General features: G+C 60.2%; 15 protein-coding genes (1 of these 15 running past the window's edge). 11 read left to right on the top strand and 4 right to left on the bottom strand.

The window, feature by feature from the left end; all coding sequences use genetic code 11:
* From ACQY47_RS04885 to ACQY47_RS04895, 3 genes are all read left to right on the top strand, one after another.
* Window positions 1-98, top strand: partial view of a hypothetical protein gene (locus ACQY47_RS04885; RefSeq protein ID WP_428556180.1) — the end only. It extends 184 nt beyond the left edge of the window; the window shows 98 of its 282 coding nt (coding positions 185-282); the start codon falls outside the window, past its left edge; its stop codon occupies window positions 96-98.
* Window positions 99-197: 99 nt separating this feature from the next.
* Window positions 198-929, top strand: coding sequence for an SDR family oxidoreductase (locus ACQY47_RS04890; RefSeq protein ID WP_017136338.1), 732 nt, complete (start codon window positions 198-200; stop codon window positions 927-929).
* Window positions 930-976: 47 nt separating this feature from the next.
* Entirely contained in the window at window positions 977-1567 is a 591-nt protein-coding gene (locus tag ACQY47_RS04895) for a 2-hydroxychromene-2-carboxylate isomerase (RefSeq protein WP_428556183.1), read from the top strand.
* A gap of 175 nt (window positions 1568-1742) precedes the next feature.
* Here the strand turns inward: ACQY47_RS04895 and ACQY47_RS04900 are convergent, their stop codons facing one another.
* The 3 genes from ACQY47_RS04900 to ACQY47_RS04910 all read right to left on the bottom strand — a co-directional run bounded on the left by ACQY47_RS04900 (window position 1743) and on the right by ACQY47_RS04910 (window position 5265).
* Window positions 1743-3551 carry an aminopeptidase P family protein gene (locus ACQY47_RS04900; protein WP_428556186.1) on the bottom strand — a complete coding sequence of 603 codons (1809 nt, stop codon included), beginning with the start codon at window positions 3549-3551 and terminating at the stop codon, window positions 1743-1745.
* A gap of 49 nt (window positions 3552-3600) precedes the next feature.
* Window positions 3601-4761 (bottom strand): cysteine desulfurase family protein, encoded by a 1161-nt coding sequence (locus tag ACQY47_RS04905; RefSeq protein WP_428556189.1) that lies wholly within the window; start codon window positions 4759-4761, stop codon window positions 3601-3603.
* 234 nt (window positions 4762-4995) lie between these two features.
* The gene (locus ACQY47_RS04910; protein ID WP_017136342.1) at window positions 4996-5265 is read right to left on the bottom strand and encodes a hypothetical protein; all 270 of its coding nucleotides are present in this window, start codon (window positions 5263-5265) and stop codon (window positions 4996-4998) included.
* A gap of 400 nt (window positions 5266-5665) precedes the next feature.
* Between ACQY47_RS04910 and msuE the strand changes: the two genes are divergently transcribed.
* From msuE to ACQY47_RS04930, 4 genes are all read left to right on the top strand, one after another.
* A complete protein-coding gene (gene msuE / locus ACQY47_RS04915) occupies window positions 5666-6229 on the top strand; it encodes an FMN reductase (RefSeq protein WP_017136343.1) in 564 nt (187 codons plus the stop codon).
* 9 nt (window positions 6230-6238) lie between these two features.
* Window positions 6239-7381 (top strand): FMNH2-dependent alkanesulfonate monooxygenase, encoded by a 1143-nt coding sequence (ssuD, locus tag ACQY47_RS04920; protein WP_017136344.1) that lies wholly within the window; start codon window positions 6239-6241, stop codon window positions 7379-7381.
* 165 nt (window positions 7382-7546) lie between these two features.
* Entirely contained in the window at window positions 7547-8734 is a 1188-nt protein-coding gene (locus ACQY47_RS04925; protein ID WP_428556194.1) for an acyl-CoA dehydrogenase family protein, read from the top strand.
* Between the two features lie 11 nt (window positions 8735-8745).
* Window positions 8746-9849 (top strand): sigma-54 interaction domain-containing protein, encoded by a 1104-nt coding sequence (locus ACQY47_RS04930; protein WP_307419769.1) that lies wholly within the window; start codon window positions 8746-8748, stop codon window positions 9847-9849.
* Here the strand turns inward: ACQY47_RS04930 and ACQY47_RS04935 are convergent.
* Window positions 9838-10203 carry an antibiotic biosynthesis monooxygenase gene (locus ACQY47_RS04935; protein WP_428556197.1) on the bottom strand — a complete coding sequence of 122 codons (366 nt, stop codon included), beginning with the start codon at window positions 10201-10203 and terminating at the stop codon, window positions 9838-9840. The genes ACQY47_RS04930 and ACQY47_RS04935 overlap by 12 nt on opposite strands.
* Window positions 10204-10303: 100 nt before the next feature.
* On the opposite strand from ACQY47_RS04935, the gene soxR reads away from it, so the two are divergent.
* The 4 genes from soxR to ACQY47_RS04955 all read left to right on the top strand — a co-directional run bounded on the left by soxR (window position 10304) and on the right by ACQY47_RS04955 (window position 14137).
* The gene (gene soxR, locus ACQY47_RS04940; protein WP_099547892.1) at window positions 10304-10753 is read left to right on the top strand and encodes a redox-sensitive transcriptional activator SoxR; all 450 of its coding nucleotides are present in this window, start codon (window positions 10304-10306) and stop codon (window positions 10751-10753) included.
* A 165-nt stretch (window positions 10754-10918) separates the two neighbouring features.
* On the top strand, window positions 10919-11377 hold the full coding sequence (locus ACQY47_RS04945) for a VOC family protein (protein WP_428556202.1): 459 nt from the start codon (window positions 10919-10921) through the stop codon (window positions 11375-11377).
* Window positions 11378-11755: 378 nt separating this feature from the next.
* Window positions 11756-13063, top strand: a complete 1308-nt coding sequence (locus tag ACQY47_RS04950) for an IS4 family transposase (protein WP_428557341.1) — start codon at window positions 11756-11758, stop codon at window positions 13061-13063.
* 198 nt (window positions 13064-13261) lie between these two features.
* A complete protein-coding gene (locus ACQY47_RS04955; protein ID WP_428556205.1) occupies window positions 13262-14137 on the top strand; it encodes an alpha/beta fold hydrolase in 876 nt (291 codons plus the stop codon).
* Window positions 14138-14211: the final 74 nt, after the last annotated feature.

The raw sequence follows: 14211 nt of genomic DNA on the forward strand, positions 1-14211 counted from the left end.
CCAAGTCCGGTGACAATTCCGAAGAGCCAGGCGACTATCCTTTCGGTATCAACCCTGCCGGCTACACCAGCCGCAGCATGATCGTCATCTGTAAATGACCGCCCGAGCAGTCCTCTTCCGGCTGCTCCTTTCTCTTTACACGCCCTTCGCTCTGCTGCGGCTACACTCCTGCCCGACACTCGAGCAACGGAGTTCCCATGACACCCAACAAAAAAATCGTATTGGTGGTTGGTGCCGGTGATGCAACCGGTGGTGCCATTGCCCGACGCTTTGCCCGTGAAGGCTATGTAGCCTGCGTCACCCGTCGCAGTGCCGATAAACTACAGCCCTTGGTCGAGAGCATTCAGGCGGCGGGCGGAGAAGCCCACGGTTTTGCCTGTGATGCGCGCAAAGAAGATGAGGTGATCGCGCTGGTTGAGCAGATAGAAACCGAGCTTGGCCCCATCGAAGCTTTCGTCTTCAATATCGGCGCTAACGTGCCGTGCAGCATCCTCGAAGAAACCGCGCGCAAATATTTCAAAATCTGGGAGATGGCCTGCTTCTCCGGGTTCCTGAATGCCCGCGAAGTCGCTAAACGCATGGTCACCCGCGAACGCGGCACTATTGTGTTCACCGGCGCCACTGCCGGGCTGCGTGGCGGTGCAGGGTTTGCCGCATTCGCCGGCGCCAAACACGGTATCCGTGCGCTCGCGCAAAGCATGGCGCGGGAATTGGGGCCCAGGAACATCCATGTGGCCCACGTGGTGGTCGACGGCGCTATCGACACAGATTTTATTCGCGACAATTTCCCGCAAAAATACGCGCAGAAAGATCAGGACGGCATCCTCAACCCCGAACACATCGCCGACAACTATTGGTACCTGCATAGCCAACCACGCGACGCCTGGACCTTCGAACTGGACCTGCGCCCCTGGAATGAACCCTGGTAGGCACGCCGCCTCCGATCAAGAACAACAATAAGCAGCGAGAATCGACGATGAGTAAAACCCTGGAATTTTTTTTCGACCTCGGCAGCCCGGCCACTTACCTGGCCTATACGCAATTGCCTGCGCTTTGCGCCGAGACCGGTGCGCAACTGGTGTATCAACCCATGCTGCTGGGTGGCGTGTTCAAAGCCACCGGCAACGCCTCCCCCATCAGCGTGCCGGCCAAAGGTCGTTACATGTTTGATGACTTGGCGCGATACGCCAAACGCTACAACGTGGCGCTCAAGTTCAACCCGCACTTCCCGATCAATACCCTGGTGCTGATGCGTGCCGTCATGGGTATCCAGATGCGCCAGCCCGAGCGCTTCCAGGCCTTCATCGACTGCCTGTTTCGCGCCATTTGGGTCGAAGGTCAACATCTGGGCGACCCCGCCGTCGTGGCCGCCGTGCTGAGTGAGGCCGGTTTCGACCCAGAGGAAGTCCTGAACCTGGCCAACGATGAAAAGGTAAAAGCCGCCCTCAAGGACAAAACCGAACAGGCTGTTCAGCGCGGGGTATTCGGTGCACCCAGTATGTTTGTAGGCAATGACCTGTTCTTCGGTCAGGACCGTCTGGAATTTGTGCGCGAAGCGCTCCGCTAAAACTCAATCGCCAGCCGCCCTTGAGCGCCGCTTGCGAGCAAATCGCAAGCGGCGTTTACCGTATGCCGGTCGAAACGGTGCGGATCCATGTCACGTTGCGTATCGGCGAATTAGGTGGTGTCGGCCCCCAATCGACGCCAGCCGGCCAGGGGCAAGGCCCCTGAACGGCAACCGATCAGATAGCGGCGGTACGCACCTGCAGCCATTCCAAGGCTGCACCACTGAGCAGCGGGCTCAGGCGTTCACGCACCTCGGCGTGGTAAGCGTTGAACCATTCACGCTCATCCGCCGTCAGCAACGACGGCTGCAGGCAACGGGTGTCGATCGGGCACAGGGTCAGGGTTTCAAACCTGAGGAACTCACCGAACTCGGTCTTGCCCGCTTCGCGGTTCAACACCAGGTTTTCGATGCGTACGCCCCAGCGACCCGGGCGATAGGTACCTGGTTCAATCGAAGTAATCATCCCCGGCTGCATTGCGGTTTGCGGTGCGGTGGCGGCCTGGTAGGCGATCACCTGCGGACCTTCGTGCACATTCAGGAAATAGCCTACGCCATGACCTGTACCGTGGCCATAGTCCACGCCTTCGGCCCAGATCGGCGCACGGGCGATGGCATCCAGCAATGGCGAGAGAATGCCTTTGGGGAAATGCGCACGCGACAAGGCAATCACGCCCTTGAGCACGCGCGTGCAGTCGCGCTTCTGCTCGTCGCTTGGCGTGCCGATCGGCACCATGCGCGTAATGTCCGTGGTGCCGCCCAGGTACTGACCGCCGGAGTCGATCAGCAACAGACCATCGCCTTCGATCAACGCATGCTCTTCTTCGGTGGCGTGGTAATGGGGCATCGCACCGTTGGCGTTGAACGCCGCGATGGTGTTGAAGCTCAGCGACACATAATCGGGGCGACGGGTACGCGCGGCGGTCAAGTGCTCGTCGATGGTCAGCTCGGTGATGCGCTCACGGCCCAACGCACTGTCCAGCCAGGCGAAGAATTCACACAGCGCCGCGCCGTCTTGCTCCATGGCTTGGCGGATATGTTCGGCGTCCGCCAGGCTTTTGCGCGACTTGGCCAGCGTGGTCGGGTTCAAGCCCTCGACCAGCTTCACGCCGGCATCGAGGTTTTCCAGCAAACCGGTGGTGACGCGTGCCGGATCAACTTGCAGGCTGACACCCGCCGGAACTGCACGCAGCGCATCCGTCACTTCGCTGTAGTCGCGCAAGGTCACGCCGTCCCGCTCCAGTACCGCGCGCAGCTCGGCATCGACCTTGCTCAGCGCCACAAACAGCGTGGCCTGCTGTTGATTGATCAAGGCAAAGGACACAAACACCGGGTTGAACGACACATCACCGCCGCGCAGGTTGAACAGCCAGGCGATGTCATCCAGGGTCGCGATGAAGTGCCAATCGGCGCCCTTCTCTTTCAAGCTGGCACGCAGGGCGGCGAGTTTGTCGCCACGGCTGACCGTCGCCTGCGGCGGCAGGTGTGGGTAGATCGGCTGGTTCGGCAAGGCCGGGCGGTCTTGCCAGACTTCATTCAACAGGTCGATATCGGTACGCAGGCTCGCACCGCGCTCGGCCAGCCTGGCGCCCAAGGTACGTGCCGAGGCCACGGCCATCACCGCGCCGTCCACTGCGACCACGCCGCCTTCCGGGGTTTGCTCGGCCAGCCATTCCAGCGGGCCGGGTTGGCCCGGTTGCAGCTTCACCAATTCGATGCCGCTGCCCTTGAGCTCCTTGGTCGCCTGTTCCCAGTAACGGCTGTCGGCCCACACGCCGGCAAAATCCGCGGTGACAATCAACGTGCCTACCGAGCCATAAAACCCCGACAGCCATTGCCGCCCCTGCCAGTAACCCGGCAAGTACTCGGACAGATGCGGGTCCGCCGACGGCACCAGCAGGGCATGGATGCCCTCGCGGCGCATCAGTTCGCGGGTATGCGCCAGGCGCTGGGGAACCGTTCCATGGGTCAAAGGCTGCGTGCTCATCATGTCTCCTGCTAACCACTCATAATTGTTATGTGTTGTGACTGAAAAATCAGACCGCCCAGAACGCCGGCGCACTGACCAGTGCGGCCTTGATCAACTGCACGGCCGCATCGATATCCTGCTCGGTGGTAAACCGGCCCAGGCTCAAGCGAATAGTTCGACCGGCGCTGCGTGCGTCATGGCCCAAAGCCAGAAGCACGTGTGACGGCGCATTACTCGCCGAATTGCACGCCGAGGTGGCCGAAAACGCGATACCTGCGCTCAGGGCCTGGGAATTAAATTCACCCTCGGTGAACGTGAGGCTCAGTGTATGGGGAATGCGCTGGGTGGCGCTGCCATTGAGGCGTACGCCGGCAATCGTTTCCAACTGATTGAGCAGGCGCTGACGCAACGCGACGATAGCGGCTTTTTCTTCAGCAAAGGACTGCGCCGCCAAGGCGAATGCAGTGCCCATGCCGGCAATCTGATGGGTCGCCAGGGTACCGGAACGCAACCCACCTTCGTGGCCGCCGCCGTGAATCTGCGCCAGCACCTTCTGCTGCGCACGCGGGCCGACATACAGCGCGCCAATGCCCTTGGGGCCGTACAGCTTGTGCGCAGAAAACGACATAAGGTCCACCGGCCATTCAGCCAGGTCGATCGCGACCTTGCCCGCGCCTTGCGCCGCATCCACATGCAGCAGCGCGCCGTGCTCACGTACGCGCGCACCAATGGCGGGGATGTCATTGAGGGTGCCCAACTCGTTGTTTACCAGCATCAGCGACACCAGGAAGGTGTCTTCGCGCAAGGCTTCACTGACTGCCTCGGCGCTGATCAAGCCTTCAGCGTCCGGCACCAGGTAGGTCACGGCCACGCCGGCGTCCTGCAACTGCCGCGCGGTATCCAATGTGGCCTTGTGTTCGATCTGGCTGGTGATGATATGCCCACCTGCCACACCTCGCGCCTGGGCCACCCCCTTGATCGCCAGGTTGTTGGATTCTGTGGCACCGGAGGTCCAGACGATTTGTTCAGGTTGGGCGCCGACCAGTTCGGCCACTTGGCGCCGCGCCTGCTCGACCGTGTGCCGGGCCGCCTGGCCAAACGCATGGGAGCTGGACGCAGGGTTGCCGAAGTTGGCATTAAAACCCAGACACTCGACCATCACTTGAATGACCCGCTCATCCACCGGCGTGGTGGCGGCGTAGTCGAAATACAACGGACGTTTATTCATGACGTTAAGACTCGCAGAGCGTATTCCCCAGGAAAGCGCCTCGGGAGGGCATCGACCGGAACAGAGGTCGTCAGGTTTAACCCGTCGGATGCCATAAAAGAAGGACCACTTTATGCAAATGTGCGTAGGAACGCTCCTGAAATTCAGCTTAACAGGCTGAAGTATCCCAATGGCAAACAAAAAGCCCGAGGTTCCTTAAGGGAATCCTCGGGCTTTTTGCCACTTGGCGCCGGCTCAACTGGGGCGACCGTGCATCACCACACTGCGTTCGGCGTTCATTTCGCCCTGGTGGTCGAAGCCGAACGGCTTCTGTGGCTGCCCGGTCAACGCGGCCCGCTGCTGTTGATATTCATCAAACGACAGGCCACGACGGCTCAAGGCTTCAAGGGCCAATTGCTTGGTTTCTTCGGCGGTATAAGGACGCGACTCAGGCGAAGGATGGGTCGCACATCCGGCAAGGACAGCGCTGACAACTATTAAGGAAACAGCCAGAAAGTGGTTCATGGTGAAGGCCCTGCGAAGGAGGTTTGTAGTCAATGAACACAGGCTACTCCCGCCCTAACACAGTGAAAAATCATCCGCCGTGATAGTCGCTATCAACCGTTCCGGCATGCTTGATAGCCGCCTACTCATATTCATTTAAGATCTATAAATATGGAAATACGTTCGTTTACGGCATAACCATAACCTTCTATAAATGGCCCTGCGCGCAACCAACACTGTTCGCCACGCAACTGTTGCCCAGGCAACAGTCATTCAACAAAACCGCAACCAGGCAACAGCTCCTTTTTCAACAGTTCGTCTGCAGCCCTCGCCAATCAAGGCTTGCAGCCATTGGTACAGCTCTTGCTCAACACGCTCCACTTCACCTGCTACCCACCCCTGTTGAAAAAGGAACTGTTCTATGTCCCGTCCCCTGAATGTCGTTGCCCTCTCTGGCGGAACCTGGCGCCCATCGCGCACCTTGGTATTGACCCAGGCCGTGCTGGCCGAACTGGCCACGTTGCTGCCGATCCAGACCACCCTGATCGAGTTGGGTGACATTGCCCGCCCCTTGGGCGGCGCACTCTCACGCGATGAACTGCCGGCCGAGGTCGAAACGCAACTGTTGGCCATCGAACAGGCCGACCTGCTGATCGTTGCCGCGCCGGTGTATCGCGGCTCCTATCCTGGCCTGCTCAAGCACCTGTTTGACCTGGTAGGCCTCAACGCCTTGATCAACACTCCGGTGTTGCTCGCGGCCACCGGCGGCAGCGAGCGCCATGCACTGGTCCTCGATCACCAGTTACGTCCGCTGTTCAGCTTCTTCCAGGCCTTGACCCTGCCGATCGGTGTGTACGCCACCGAAGCTGACTTCACCGACTACCAAATAACCAGCGAGTTATTAAAAGCCCGCATTCAACTGGCTGCAGAACGCGCAGCGCCGTTGTTTGCCGCGCACTCCCCATCTCTGCTGAAAATCGCTTAAGGATTTGTCATGGATGTTTTCTGGTTTCTGCCCACACATGGCGACGGCCATTTCCTCGGTACCACCCAAGGTGCGCGCCCGGTCACGCTCAATTATCTGAAGCAGGTGGCGCAAGCGGCTGACAGCCTCGGTTACTTCGGCGTGCTGATTCCTACCGGGCGCTCGTGTGAAGATTCCTGGGTAATCGCCTCGGCGCTGGTACCGCTGACGGAACGCCTGCGTTATCTGGTGGCGATTCGCCCGGGGATCATCTCGCCCACGGTATCGGCGCGCATGGCCGCGACCCTGGACCGCTTGTCCAACGGCCGATTGCTGATCAACGTGGTCACCGGTGGCGACCCCGACGAAAACCGTGGCGACGGCAGCTTCCTCGACCACAGTGAACGCTACGAAGTCTCCGACGAATTCCTGCAGATCTGGCGCCGTGTGTTGCAGGGCGAGTCGGTGGATTTTGAAGGCAAGCACCTGCGTGTGCAGAACGCCAAAGCGCTTTACCCGCCGGTGCAGAAGCCGTATCCGCCGCTGTACTTCGGCGGTTCGTCGGATGCTGCCCACGACCTGGCCGCCGAGCAGGTCGACGTGTACCTGACCTGGGGCGAGCCGCCCGCCGCCGTTGCGCAAAAACTTGCCGACGTGCGTGAACGCGCAGCGCGCCATGGGCGCACCGTCAAGTTCGGCATTCGCCTGCATGTAATCGTGCGCGAAACCGAAGAAGACGCCTGGAAAGCCGCCGCCAAACTGATCGAACACATCAGCGATGAAACCATCGCCGCGGCGCAAAAATCTTTCTCGCGCTTTGATTCCGAAGGCCAGCGGCGCATGGCGGCGCTGCATGACGGGCGCCGCGACAACCTGGAAATCGCCCCCAACCTGTGGGCCGGTGTCGGCCTGGTACGCGGCGGTGCCGGCACCGCGTTGGTGGGCAACCCGCAGCAGGTGGCCGAACGCATCCAGGAATACGCCGACCTTGGCATCGAGAGCTTCATCTTCTCCGGCTACCCGCACCTGGAAGAAGCCTATCGCTTTGCCGAGCTGGTGTTCCCGCTGTTGCCGGAACCTTACGCCAGCCTCGCCGGGCGCGGCATCACCAACCTCACGGGGCCGTTTGGCGAAATGATTGCCAATGATGTGTTGCCGAACACCAAAGCCTGAGCGCGCTGAAATCCCCCCCTATGTGGACACTGCTCTCCTGTGGGAGCCGGGCTTGCCCGCGATGCAAGCGACGCGGTGCTTCAGTTGCACCACAGCGATGCTATCGCAGGCAAGCCAGCTCCCACATTTGAACGTGATTGCCAGACAGACATTGAGGAACCCCGTGTGACAGCCAAACCCCACAGCGTGCTGCCTTCACCCTTGCAGACCGCCAAGCTGCTGGCCGCCGAATTTGCCCTCACCGCCGTTGAACGCGATGAGCGCGGCGGCACGCCCAAGGCCGAACGGGACGCGCTGCGCCAAAGCGGCCTGCTGGCCCTGAGCATCCCCACGCAATACGGCGGCCTCGGCGCGCGCTGGAGTGAAACCCTGGGCATCGTGCGCGAGTTCGCCAAGGTCGACAGCTCCATCGCCCATGTCTTCGGCTTTCACCACCTGATGCTCGCCACCGTGCGCCTGTTTGCGCGCCCGGACCAATGGCAGCCGTGGTTCGAACAAACTGCGCGTAAAAACTGGTTCTGGGGCAACGCCCTCAACCCGCTGGACACGCGCACGGTGGTCAAGGATTTCGGCGGCTGGCGAGAATTTTCCGGCAAGAAGAGCTTCTGCTCCGGCGCCAGCGATTCGGAAATGCTCATCGCCTCGGCCGTGGACGAAAGCGCCGGCGGCAAACTGCTGATCGCCGCGATTCCCAGCGGGCGCAGCGGCATTACGTTGCACAACGACTGGAACAACATCGGCCAGCGCCAAACCGACAGCGGCAGCGCCAGCTTTGAACGGGTGCGCGTCGAAGAGTCCGAGTTGCTGCTCGATCCCGGCCCGTTGAGCACCCCCTTCGCCTGCCTGCGCCCGCTGATCGCGCAGTTGACGTTCACGTATATGTTTCTCGGGATTGCCGAAGGCGCCTTTGAAGAAGCGCGCAACTACACCCGCACCGAAACCCGTGCGTGGCACAAATCCTCGGCGGGCGATGTGCGCCAGGACCCTTACGTGCTGCACCACTACGGCGAATTCTGGGTGGCCCTGGAAGGCGTGCGCCTGCTGGTCGAACGCGCAGGCGAATTGCTCGACCAGGCCTGGGCCAAAGGTGCCAGCTTAAGCGAACAGCAACGTGGCGAACTGGCCATTGCCATCGCCACCGCCAAAGTCGCCGCCACCCGCCAGGGCCTGGACCTGTGCAGCCGCCTGTTTGAAGTCACCGGCGCGCGCTCGACCCATGCCTCACTGCGCCTGGATCGCCACTGGCGCAACTTGCGCACGCAAACCCTGCACGACCCGGTGGATTACAAACTCCACGAACTGGGGGACTGGGCGTTGAACCAGTCCCTGCCGATCCCGACGTTCTACTCCTGAGAGAGGTGCCCATGCAGCTGTTAACCTTACCGCCCTCGCCCGCCCTCGCGACCTCGATTCGCGCTACGGCCCAGGTCTTCGAAGACCCCAAATCCCAGGCGCTGCTCGACCATATCCAGCAAGTGGCGCCCAGCGAAGCGAGTGTGCTGATCATCGGTGAGACCGGCACCGGCAAAGAGCTGGTGGCACGCCATATTCATAACCTCAGTGCGCGGCGCAACCGACCCTTTGTGGCGGTGAACTGCGGCGCGTTCTCCGAATCCCTGGTGGAAGCCGAATTGTTCGGGCATGAAAAAGGTGCGTTTACCGGCGCCCTCAGCGCCAAGGCCGGCTGGTTCGAAGAGGCCGACGGCGGCACCTTGTTCCTCGATGAGATCGGCGATCTGCCGATGGCGATCCAGGTCAAACTGTTGCGCGTACTACAGGAACGCGAAGTCGTGCGCCTGGGTTCGCGCAAGAGCATTGCGATTGATGTGCGCGTGCTGGCGGCCACCAACGTGCAGCTTGAAAAAGCCATCAACGCGGGGCACTTTCGCGAAGACCTCTACTACCGCCTGGATGTGGTCAGCCTCGAACTCAGCCCATTGCGCGAGCGCCCCGGCGATATCCTGCCGCTGACCCGGCATTTTATCGAAGCCTATAGCCAGCGCCTGGGCTACGGCCCGATCACCATCAGCCGCGAGGCCGAGCACAAGCTCAAAAGCTACAGCTGGCCGGGCAATATCCGCGAGCTGGAAAACGTGATTCACCACACCTTGCTGATCTGCCGTAATGGCCTGATCGAGCGTGATGATCTGCGGCTGTCGAACATGCGCATCGAGCGCCAGGACGACAGCCAGCACGGCACCGACAACAGCGCCGACGCCTTGCTGGCCCGCGCCTTTCAAAAGCTCTTCGAAGAACAGGCCGGCGCCCTGCATGAAAAGGTCGAAGACGCGCTATTGCGCGCCGCTTACCGTTTCAGCCATTACAACCAGGTGCACACCGCGAACCTGCTGGGTTTGAGCCGCAACGTCACGCGCACGCGCCTGATCAAGATCGGCGAGTTGGCGGTGAACAAACGCCGCCCCGGCGAAAACGTGCAGGGCGAGCGCATGCTGCATTTATCCATTTAGGCGGCAGTGCAACGCGTTGTCATGGCTGCGCTCGAAGCTGCGCAGCACCTGGAACGAACCGAAGGTCACCGCCGTGGCCTGGTGGGCGCGAATCAGCATCCAGAAGTCTTCCTCGCCGTGCTCAAAACACTTGAACGCCGCCTCGCCGTCCTCACGCGAGCGCCATTGCAGGTAATTGAGCACCCGTCGCCCGTCGTCGCTGACTTGAACACTGGCATTGATAAAGCCGCCATGGCCCTGGGCCAGGCGTTCGCTCTGGGTGGACAAGGCGGCCACCAGGGCAAATTGCTGCTGAGGTTCGATCTGAAACTCGATCAACTGAGTGAAGCTGCGATTTTTCTCTGATACCTGCATGAACACTCCCCTCTCTCTGTAGGCAGAATCTTGCGATTCAATGCCACGCAGGGTAAAACCTCTAGTTAAGTCAAGGTCAAGCGCTTATCTGGAGTTTTTTATGCTTACCAAGGAACTCACCGTTGGCCAACTCGCCGCTCGCAGTGGCGTGGCGGTTACGGCGCTGCACTTTTATGAGTCCAAGGGGTTGATCAAGAGCAACCGCAACGCCGGTAACCAACGGCGCTACCCACGGGATGTGTTGCGGCGCGTGGTGGTGATCAAAATCGCACAACGTTTGGGGATTCCATTGGCGACCATTGGCGAGGCGTTGCAGACCTTGCCGGATGGGCGCACGCCCACTGCACAGGACTGGGAACGCTTGTCGGCGCTGTGGCGCGAGGATCTGGATGAACGCATTAACAAGCTGATGCTGCTGCGCGACAAACTCAGTGGTTGTATTGGTTGCGGGTGTTTATCGCTGGAGGCGTGTCCCCTGCGTAATCAGGATGACAAGCTGGGGGAATGTGGGCCCGGCGCGCAATTACTTGAGCCCAGCCCCGAAACCTGACCTGAAAACCCAATCAATGTGGGCGCTGGCTTGCCTGCGATGCAGACAACCCGGCCTGTCAGTTAAACCGAGTTGCCAACACCTCGTCGGTTACCTGCAAGCCACGGCGGGCGTGGCCTATAGTGAAAAGGCCGGACCTTCACAACCCCACCTGAGGAGAACGATATGAGCGTTAAGCCAATCCCTGAGGGTTATCACAGCGTCACGCCGTATATGGGCATCGATAACGCCGCCGAGGCTATCGAGTTCTACAAGAAAGCCTTTGGCGCTACCCAGGTCATGCGCCTGGACATGCCCGATGGCAAGGTCGGCCACGCCGAGCTGCGCATCGGTGACTCGGCGATCATGCTCGGCTCGCCTTGCCCCGAAATGGCCTTGCGCAACCCTGACGAACACACCAGCGTCGGTTTGCACCTGTATGTGAGCGACGTGGATGCGCAGTACCAACAGGCCATTGATGCAGGCGCCCTTTCGGTGTCTGAGCCAAAAGATCAGTTTTACGGCGACCGCTCGGCTAGCGTGAAAGACCCCTTTGGTCATCTGTGGTTTTTGGCTACGCGCAAGGAGGACCTGACTGAAGCGCAGATTCGCGAGCGAGCCACGGAAATGTTCAAGCAAGGCTGAAGTTTCAATAACCCTGCACATCCAATGTGGGAGCTGGCTTGCCTGCGATAGCATCAACTCTGTGTGCCTGATACACCAAGGTGTCTGCATCGCAGGCAAGCCAGCTCCCACAGAAAAGCAGATCTTCGGTGTATGCGGATCCGCTTTCGCTTTTGACCTAACCACTCAGGTCGGCTACTAGGTCGCCGTGCTCTGCTTTTGATCTGAGGCGCCCCGTTAACCACGATGGCCGAACGCAGGCTTGAATCCGTGACCCGCCGTAAGGGCCATGCCTTTCAAGGTCTTGGTTTAAAATCCCCTAATCAATTCAGTCAGGACGACGAAGCTATGTGGGAAAAGGTTTTAGAACGGTTTGAAAAACAAGCACCAGCCAGTGTCATGACCAAGCTGGTCTTGGAGCAGGCCGTAGATGCCAAGTGGGTAGACAAGGTGTTCGATGATCATCGCCAGCGTCAGTACTCCCGTGAGCTTTTGTTTTCAACCGTTGTTGAGCTGATGTCCCTTGTTTCATTGGGCTTGAGGCCGTCATTACACGCGGCGGCGCGCAAGATGGAGGGCCTTTCGGTCAGCCTTGCAGCCCTCTATGACAAGATCAAGCGAACCGAACCCGAGCTTCTGCGCGCCCTCATTTCGGGCAGTGCCGAGCGTTTGATACCGACCGTAGAAACGCTTGGCCATTCATCGATCCTTCCCGGTTGGCAGTTGCGTATTGTTGATGGCAACCATCTGCCGGCCACTGAAAAACGTCTAGGTGCTCTGCGCAATGAGCGCGGCGCAGCACGCCCAGGATTTTCAGTAGTTGCCTACGATCCGGATCTGGATTTAGTCGTTGATCTTCAGCCGTGGGAAGATGCCTACGCCAGTGAGCGAGTCAGTGTTTTACCGCTACTGGCCCGCGCATGCGCGGGCCAGTTGTGGATGGCTGACCGGCTCTATTGCACGCTGCCCGTCTTGCAAGCCTGCGAGGACACGGGGGCTTCGTTCATCGTTCGCCAACCCAGCAAACATCCACGACTCGTCCAAGAAAGTGAGTGGCAAGATTCAGGAGCAGTCGATAGCGGCACCGTTCGCGAACAAATCATCGAAGTGACCAGTGGCCGCCGCTGGAGACGCGTTGAATTGAGCCTGCAAACAGCGAATGACTCAGGTGATGTGGTGATGTGGTTCTGGAGCAATTTGCCCGACACCATCAGTGCTCAACAGATAGCTGATTTGTACCGTCGTCGCTGGAGTATTGAAGGCATGTTCCAACGCCTTGAATCGGTACTGGAGAGTGAAATCACAAGCTTTGGCAGCCCGAAAGCCGCGCTGCTGGGCTTTGCCTCGGCGGTGCTGGCTTACAACGTTTTATCGGTTCTCAAACGTAGTGTTGAGCAGGCGCACCGGGAAACACAGCCAGAGGGTTGGGAAGCTTCGATTTTCCACTTGGCGGTGCATGTTCGCGGTGATTATCAGGGTTTGCAGATCGCATTGCCTGCGGAAAATTTCCCCCTTGAAAAGACCTCGCAAGGGCTGGCAGAGCGATTACTGGCCCTGGCGAGGTTGATCAAACCCAAGTCCGTCGCAAAGAGCCCTCGCGGCGCCAAAGTCGCTAAACCCAAGGAGTGGCTGGAAGGTAAGGCGGCACGGGCGCATGTCTCAACAGCTCGGGTGCTTAAGGCTGCCAAGGCGGATAAACAGGCCTAAACATGACGTTAAACGGACTCTTAAACATAGACCTTGAAAGGCATGGCCGTAAGGGCGGAACCCTAAGTAGCCGTTACCGCAGCAACGGATATGTACCCCGCTCCTACACACTTCATGAACAACCCCTCCACGCTTTCCCCCTTGCCCCAAACCCCGCGTGATTCCACGATGCAAGCACTTACAAAGAGGAGTCATTCCATGTTCGCCGGATTCCAAAAAGACCAGTGCCACGTCAACGGCGTGGACATCAGTTACCGCAAAGGCGGTACAGGTCCCGGTCTGCTCCTGCTGCACGGGCACCCGCAAACCCACGTCATCTGGCACAAAGTCGCCGAACAGTTGGCCGAACACTTCACCGTGGTTGCCGCCGACCTGCGCGGTTATGGCGACAGCGGCAAGCCACCGGCCAACGACCAGCACACCCATTATTCCAAACGCGAAATGGCCCGCGACAGCGTCGAGCTGATGCAAGCCCTGGGCTTCGACAGTTTCTCGGTACTGGCCCACGACCGTGGCGCCCGCGTCGCCCATCGCCTGGCGCTGGACCACCGCGCCGCCGTGCAGCGCATGGTGCTGCTGGACATCGCGCCCACCCTGTCGATGTACGCCCAGACCGACGAAGCCTTCGCCCGCGCCTACTGGCACTGGTTCTTCCTGATCCGCCCGGCGCCGTTGCCCGAAGCGCTGATCGAGAGCAACCCCGAGCTGTACCTGCGCAGCGTCATGGGCAGCCGCAGCGCCGGGCTCAAGCCATTCACCGATGAAGCCTTCGCCGAATACCTGCGCTGCCTGCAACTGCCCGGCACCGCTCGCGGTATCTGCGAGGACTACCGTGCCGCCGCCGGTATAGACCTTGAGCACGACCAGGCCGACATCGACGCCGGCAACCACCTGAGCCTGCCGTTGCTGGTGATGTGGGGCGCCGAAGGTACTGTCGGCCGCTGCTTCGAGCCGCTCAAGGAATGGCAGAAAGTCGCCACCGACGTGCGTGGCAAAGCTCTGCCGGCTGGCCACTACATCGCCGAGGAAGCACCTGAGTTATTGCTTGGCGAAGTCCTGGCCTTCCTGCGCTGAGTGCACTGACACCGTGATCTGAAACACCCGCCTCGCAGGCTGCCAATGGCCTGCGACGGGTTCGCTTTGCCCAA

The sequence above is a fragment of the Pseudomonas edaphica genome (genome assembly GCF_965277385.1).
Taxonomy (GTDB): Bacteria; Pseudomonadota; Gammaproteobacteria; order Pseudomonadales; family Pseudomonadaceae; genus Aquipseudomonas; species Aquipseudomonas edaphica.

What these genes read in the sequence shown, in the direction of transcription:
- ssuD (WP_017136344.1), top strand. Translation starts at nt 6,239, where the DNA reads ATGGATGTTTTCTGGTTTCTGCCCACACATGGCGACGGCCATTTCCTC.
- ACQY47_RS04955 (WP_428556205.1), top strand. Translation starts at nt 13,262, where the DNA reads ATGTTCGCCGGATTCCAAAAAGACCAGTGCCACGTCAACGGCGTGGAC.
- ACQY47_RS04895 (WP_428556183.1), top strand. Translation starts at nt 977, where the DNA reads ATGAGTAAAACCCTGGAATTTTTTTTCGACCTCGGCAGCCCGGCCACT.
- ACQY47_RS04890 (WP_017136338.1), top strand. Translation starts at nt 198, where the DNA reads ATGACACCCAACAAAAAAATCGTATTGGTGGTTGGTGCCGGTGATGCA.
- ACQY47_RS04905 (WP_428556189.1), bottom strand. Translation starts at nt 4,761, where the DNA reads ATGAATAAACGTCCGTTGTATTTCGACTACGCCGCCACCACGCCGGTG.
- ACQY47_RS04935 (WP_428556197.1), bottom strand. Translation starts at nt 10,203, where the DNA reads ATGCAGGTATCAGAGAAAAATCGCAGCTTCACTCAGTTGATCGAGTTT.
- msuE (WP_017136343.1), top strand. Translation starts at nt 5,666, where the DNA reads ATGTCCCGTCCCCTGAATGTCGTTGCCCTCTCTGGCGGAACCTGGCGC.
- ACQY47_RS04910 (WP_017136342.1), bottom strand. Translation starts at nt 5,265, where the DNA reads ATGAACCACTTTCTGGCTGTTTCCTTAATAGTTGTCAGCGCTGTCCTT.
- soxR (WP_099547892.1), top strand. Translation starts at nt 10,304, where the DNA reads ATGCTTACCAAGGAACTCACCGTTGGCCAACTCGCCGCTCGCAGTGGC.
- ACQY47_RS04945 (WP_428556202.1), top strand. Translation starts at nt 10,919, where the DNA reads ATGAGCGTTAAGCCAATCCCTGAGGGTTATCACAGCGTCACGCCGTAT.
- ACQY47_RS04900 (WP_428556186.1), bottom strand. Translation starts at nt 3,551, where the DNA reads ATGAGCACGCAGCCTTTGACCCATGGAACGGTTCCCCAGCGCCTGGCG.
- ACQY47_RS04930 (WP_307419769.1), top strand. Translation starts at nt 8,746, where the DNA reads ATGCAGCTGTTAACCTTACCGCCCTCGCCCGCCCTCGCGACCTCGATT.
- ACQY47_RS04950 (WP_428557341.1), top strand. Translation starts at nt 11,756, where the DNA reads ATGACCAAGCTGGTCTTGGAGCAGGCCGTAGATGCCAAGTGGGTAGAC.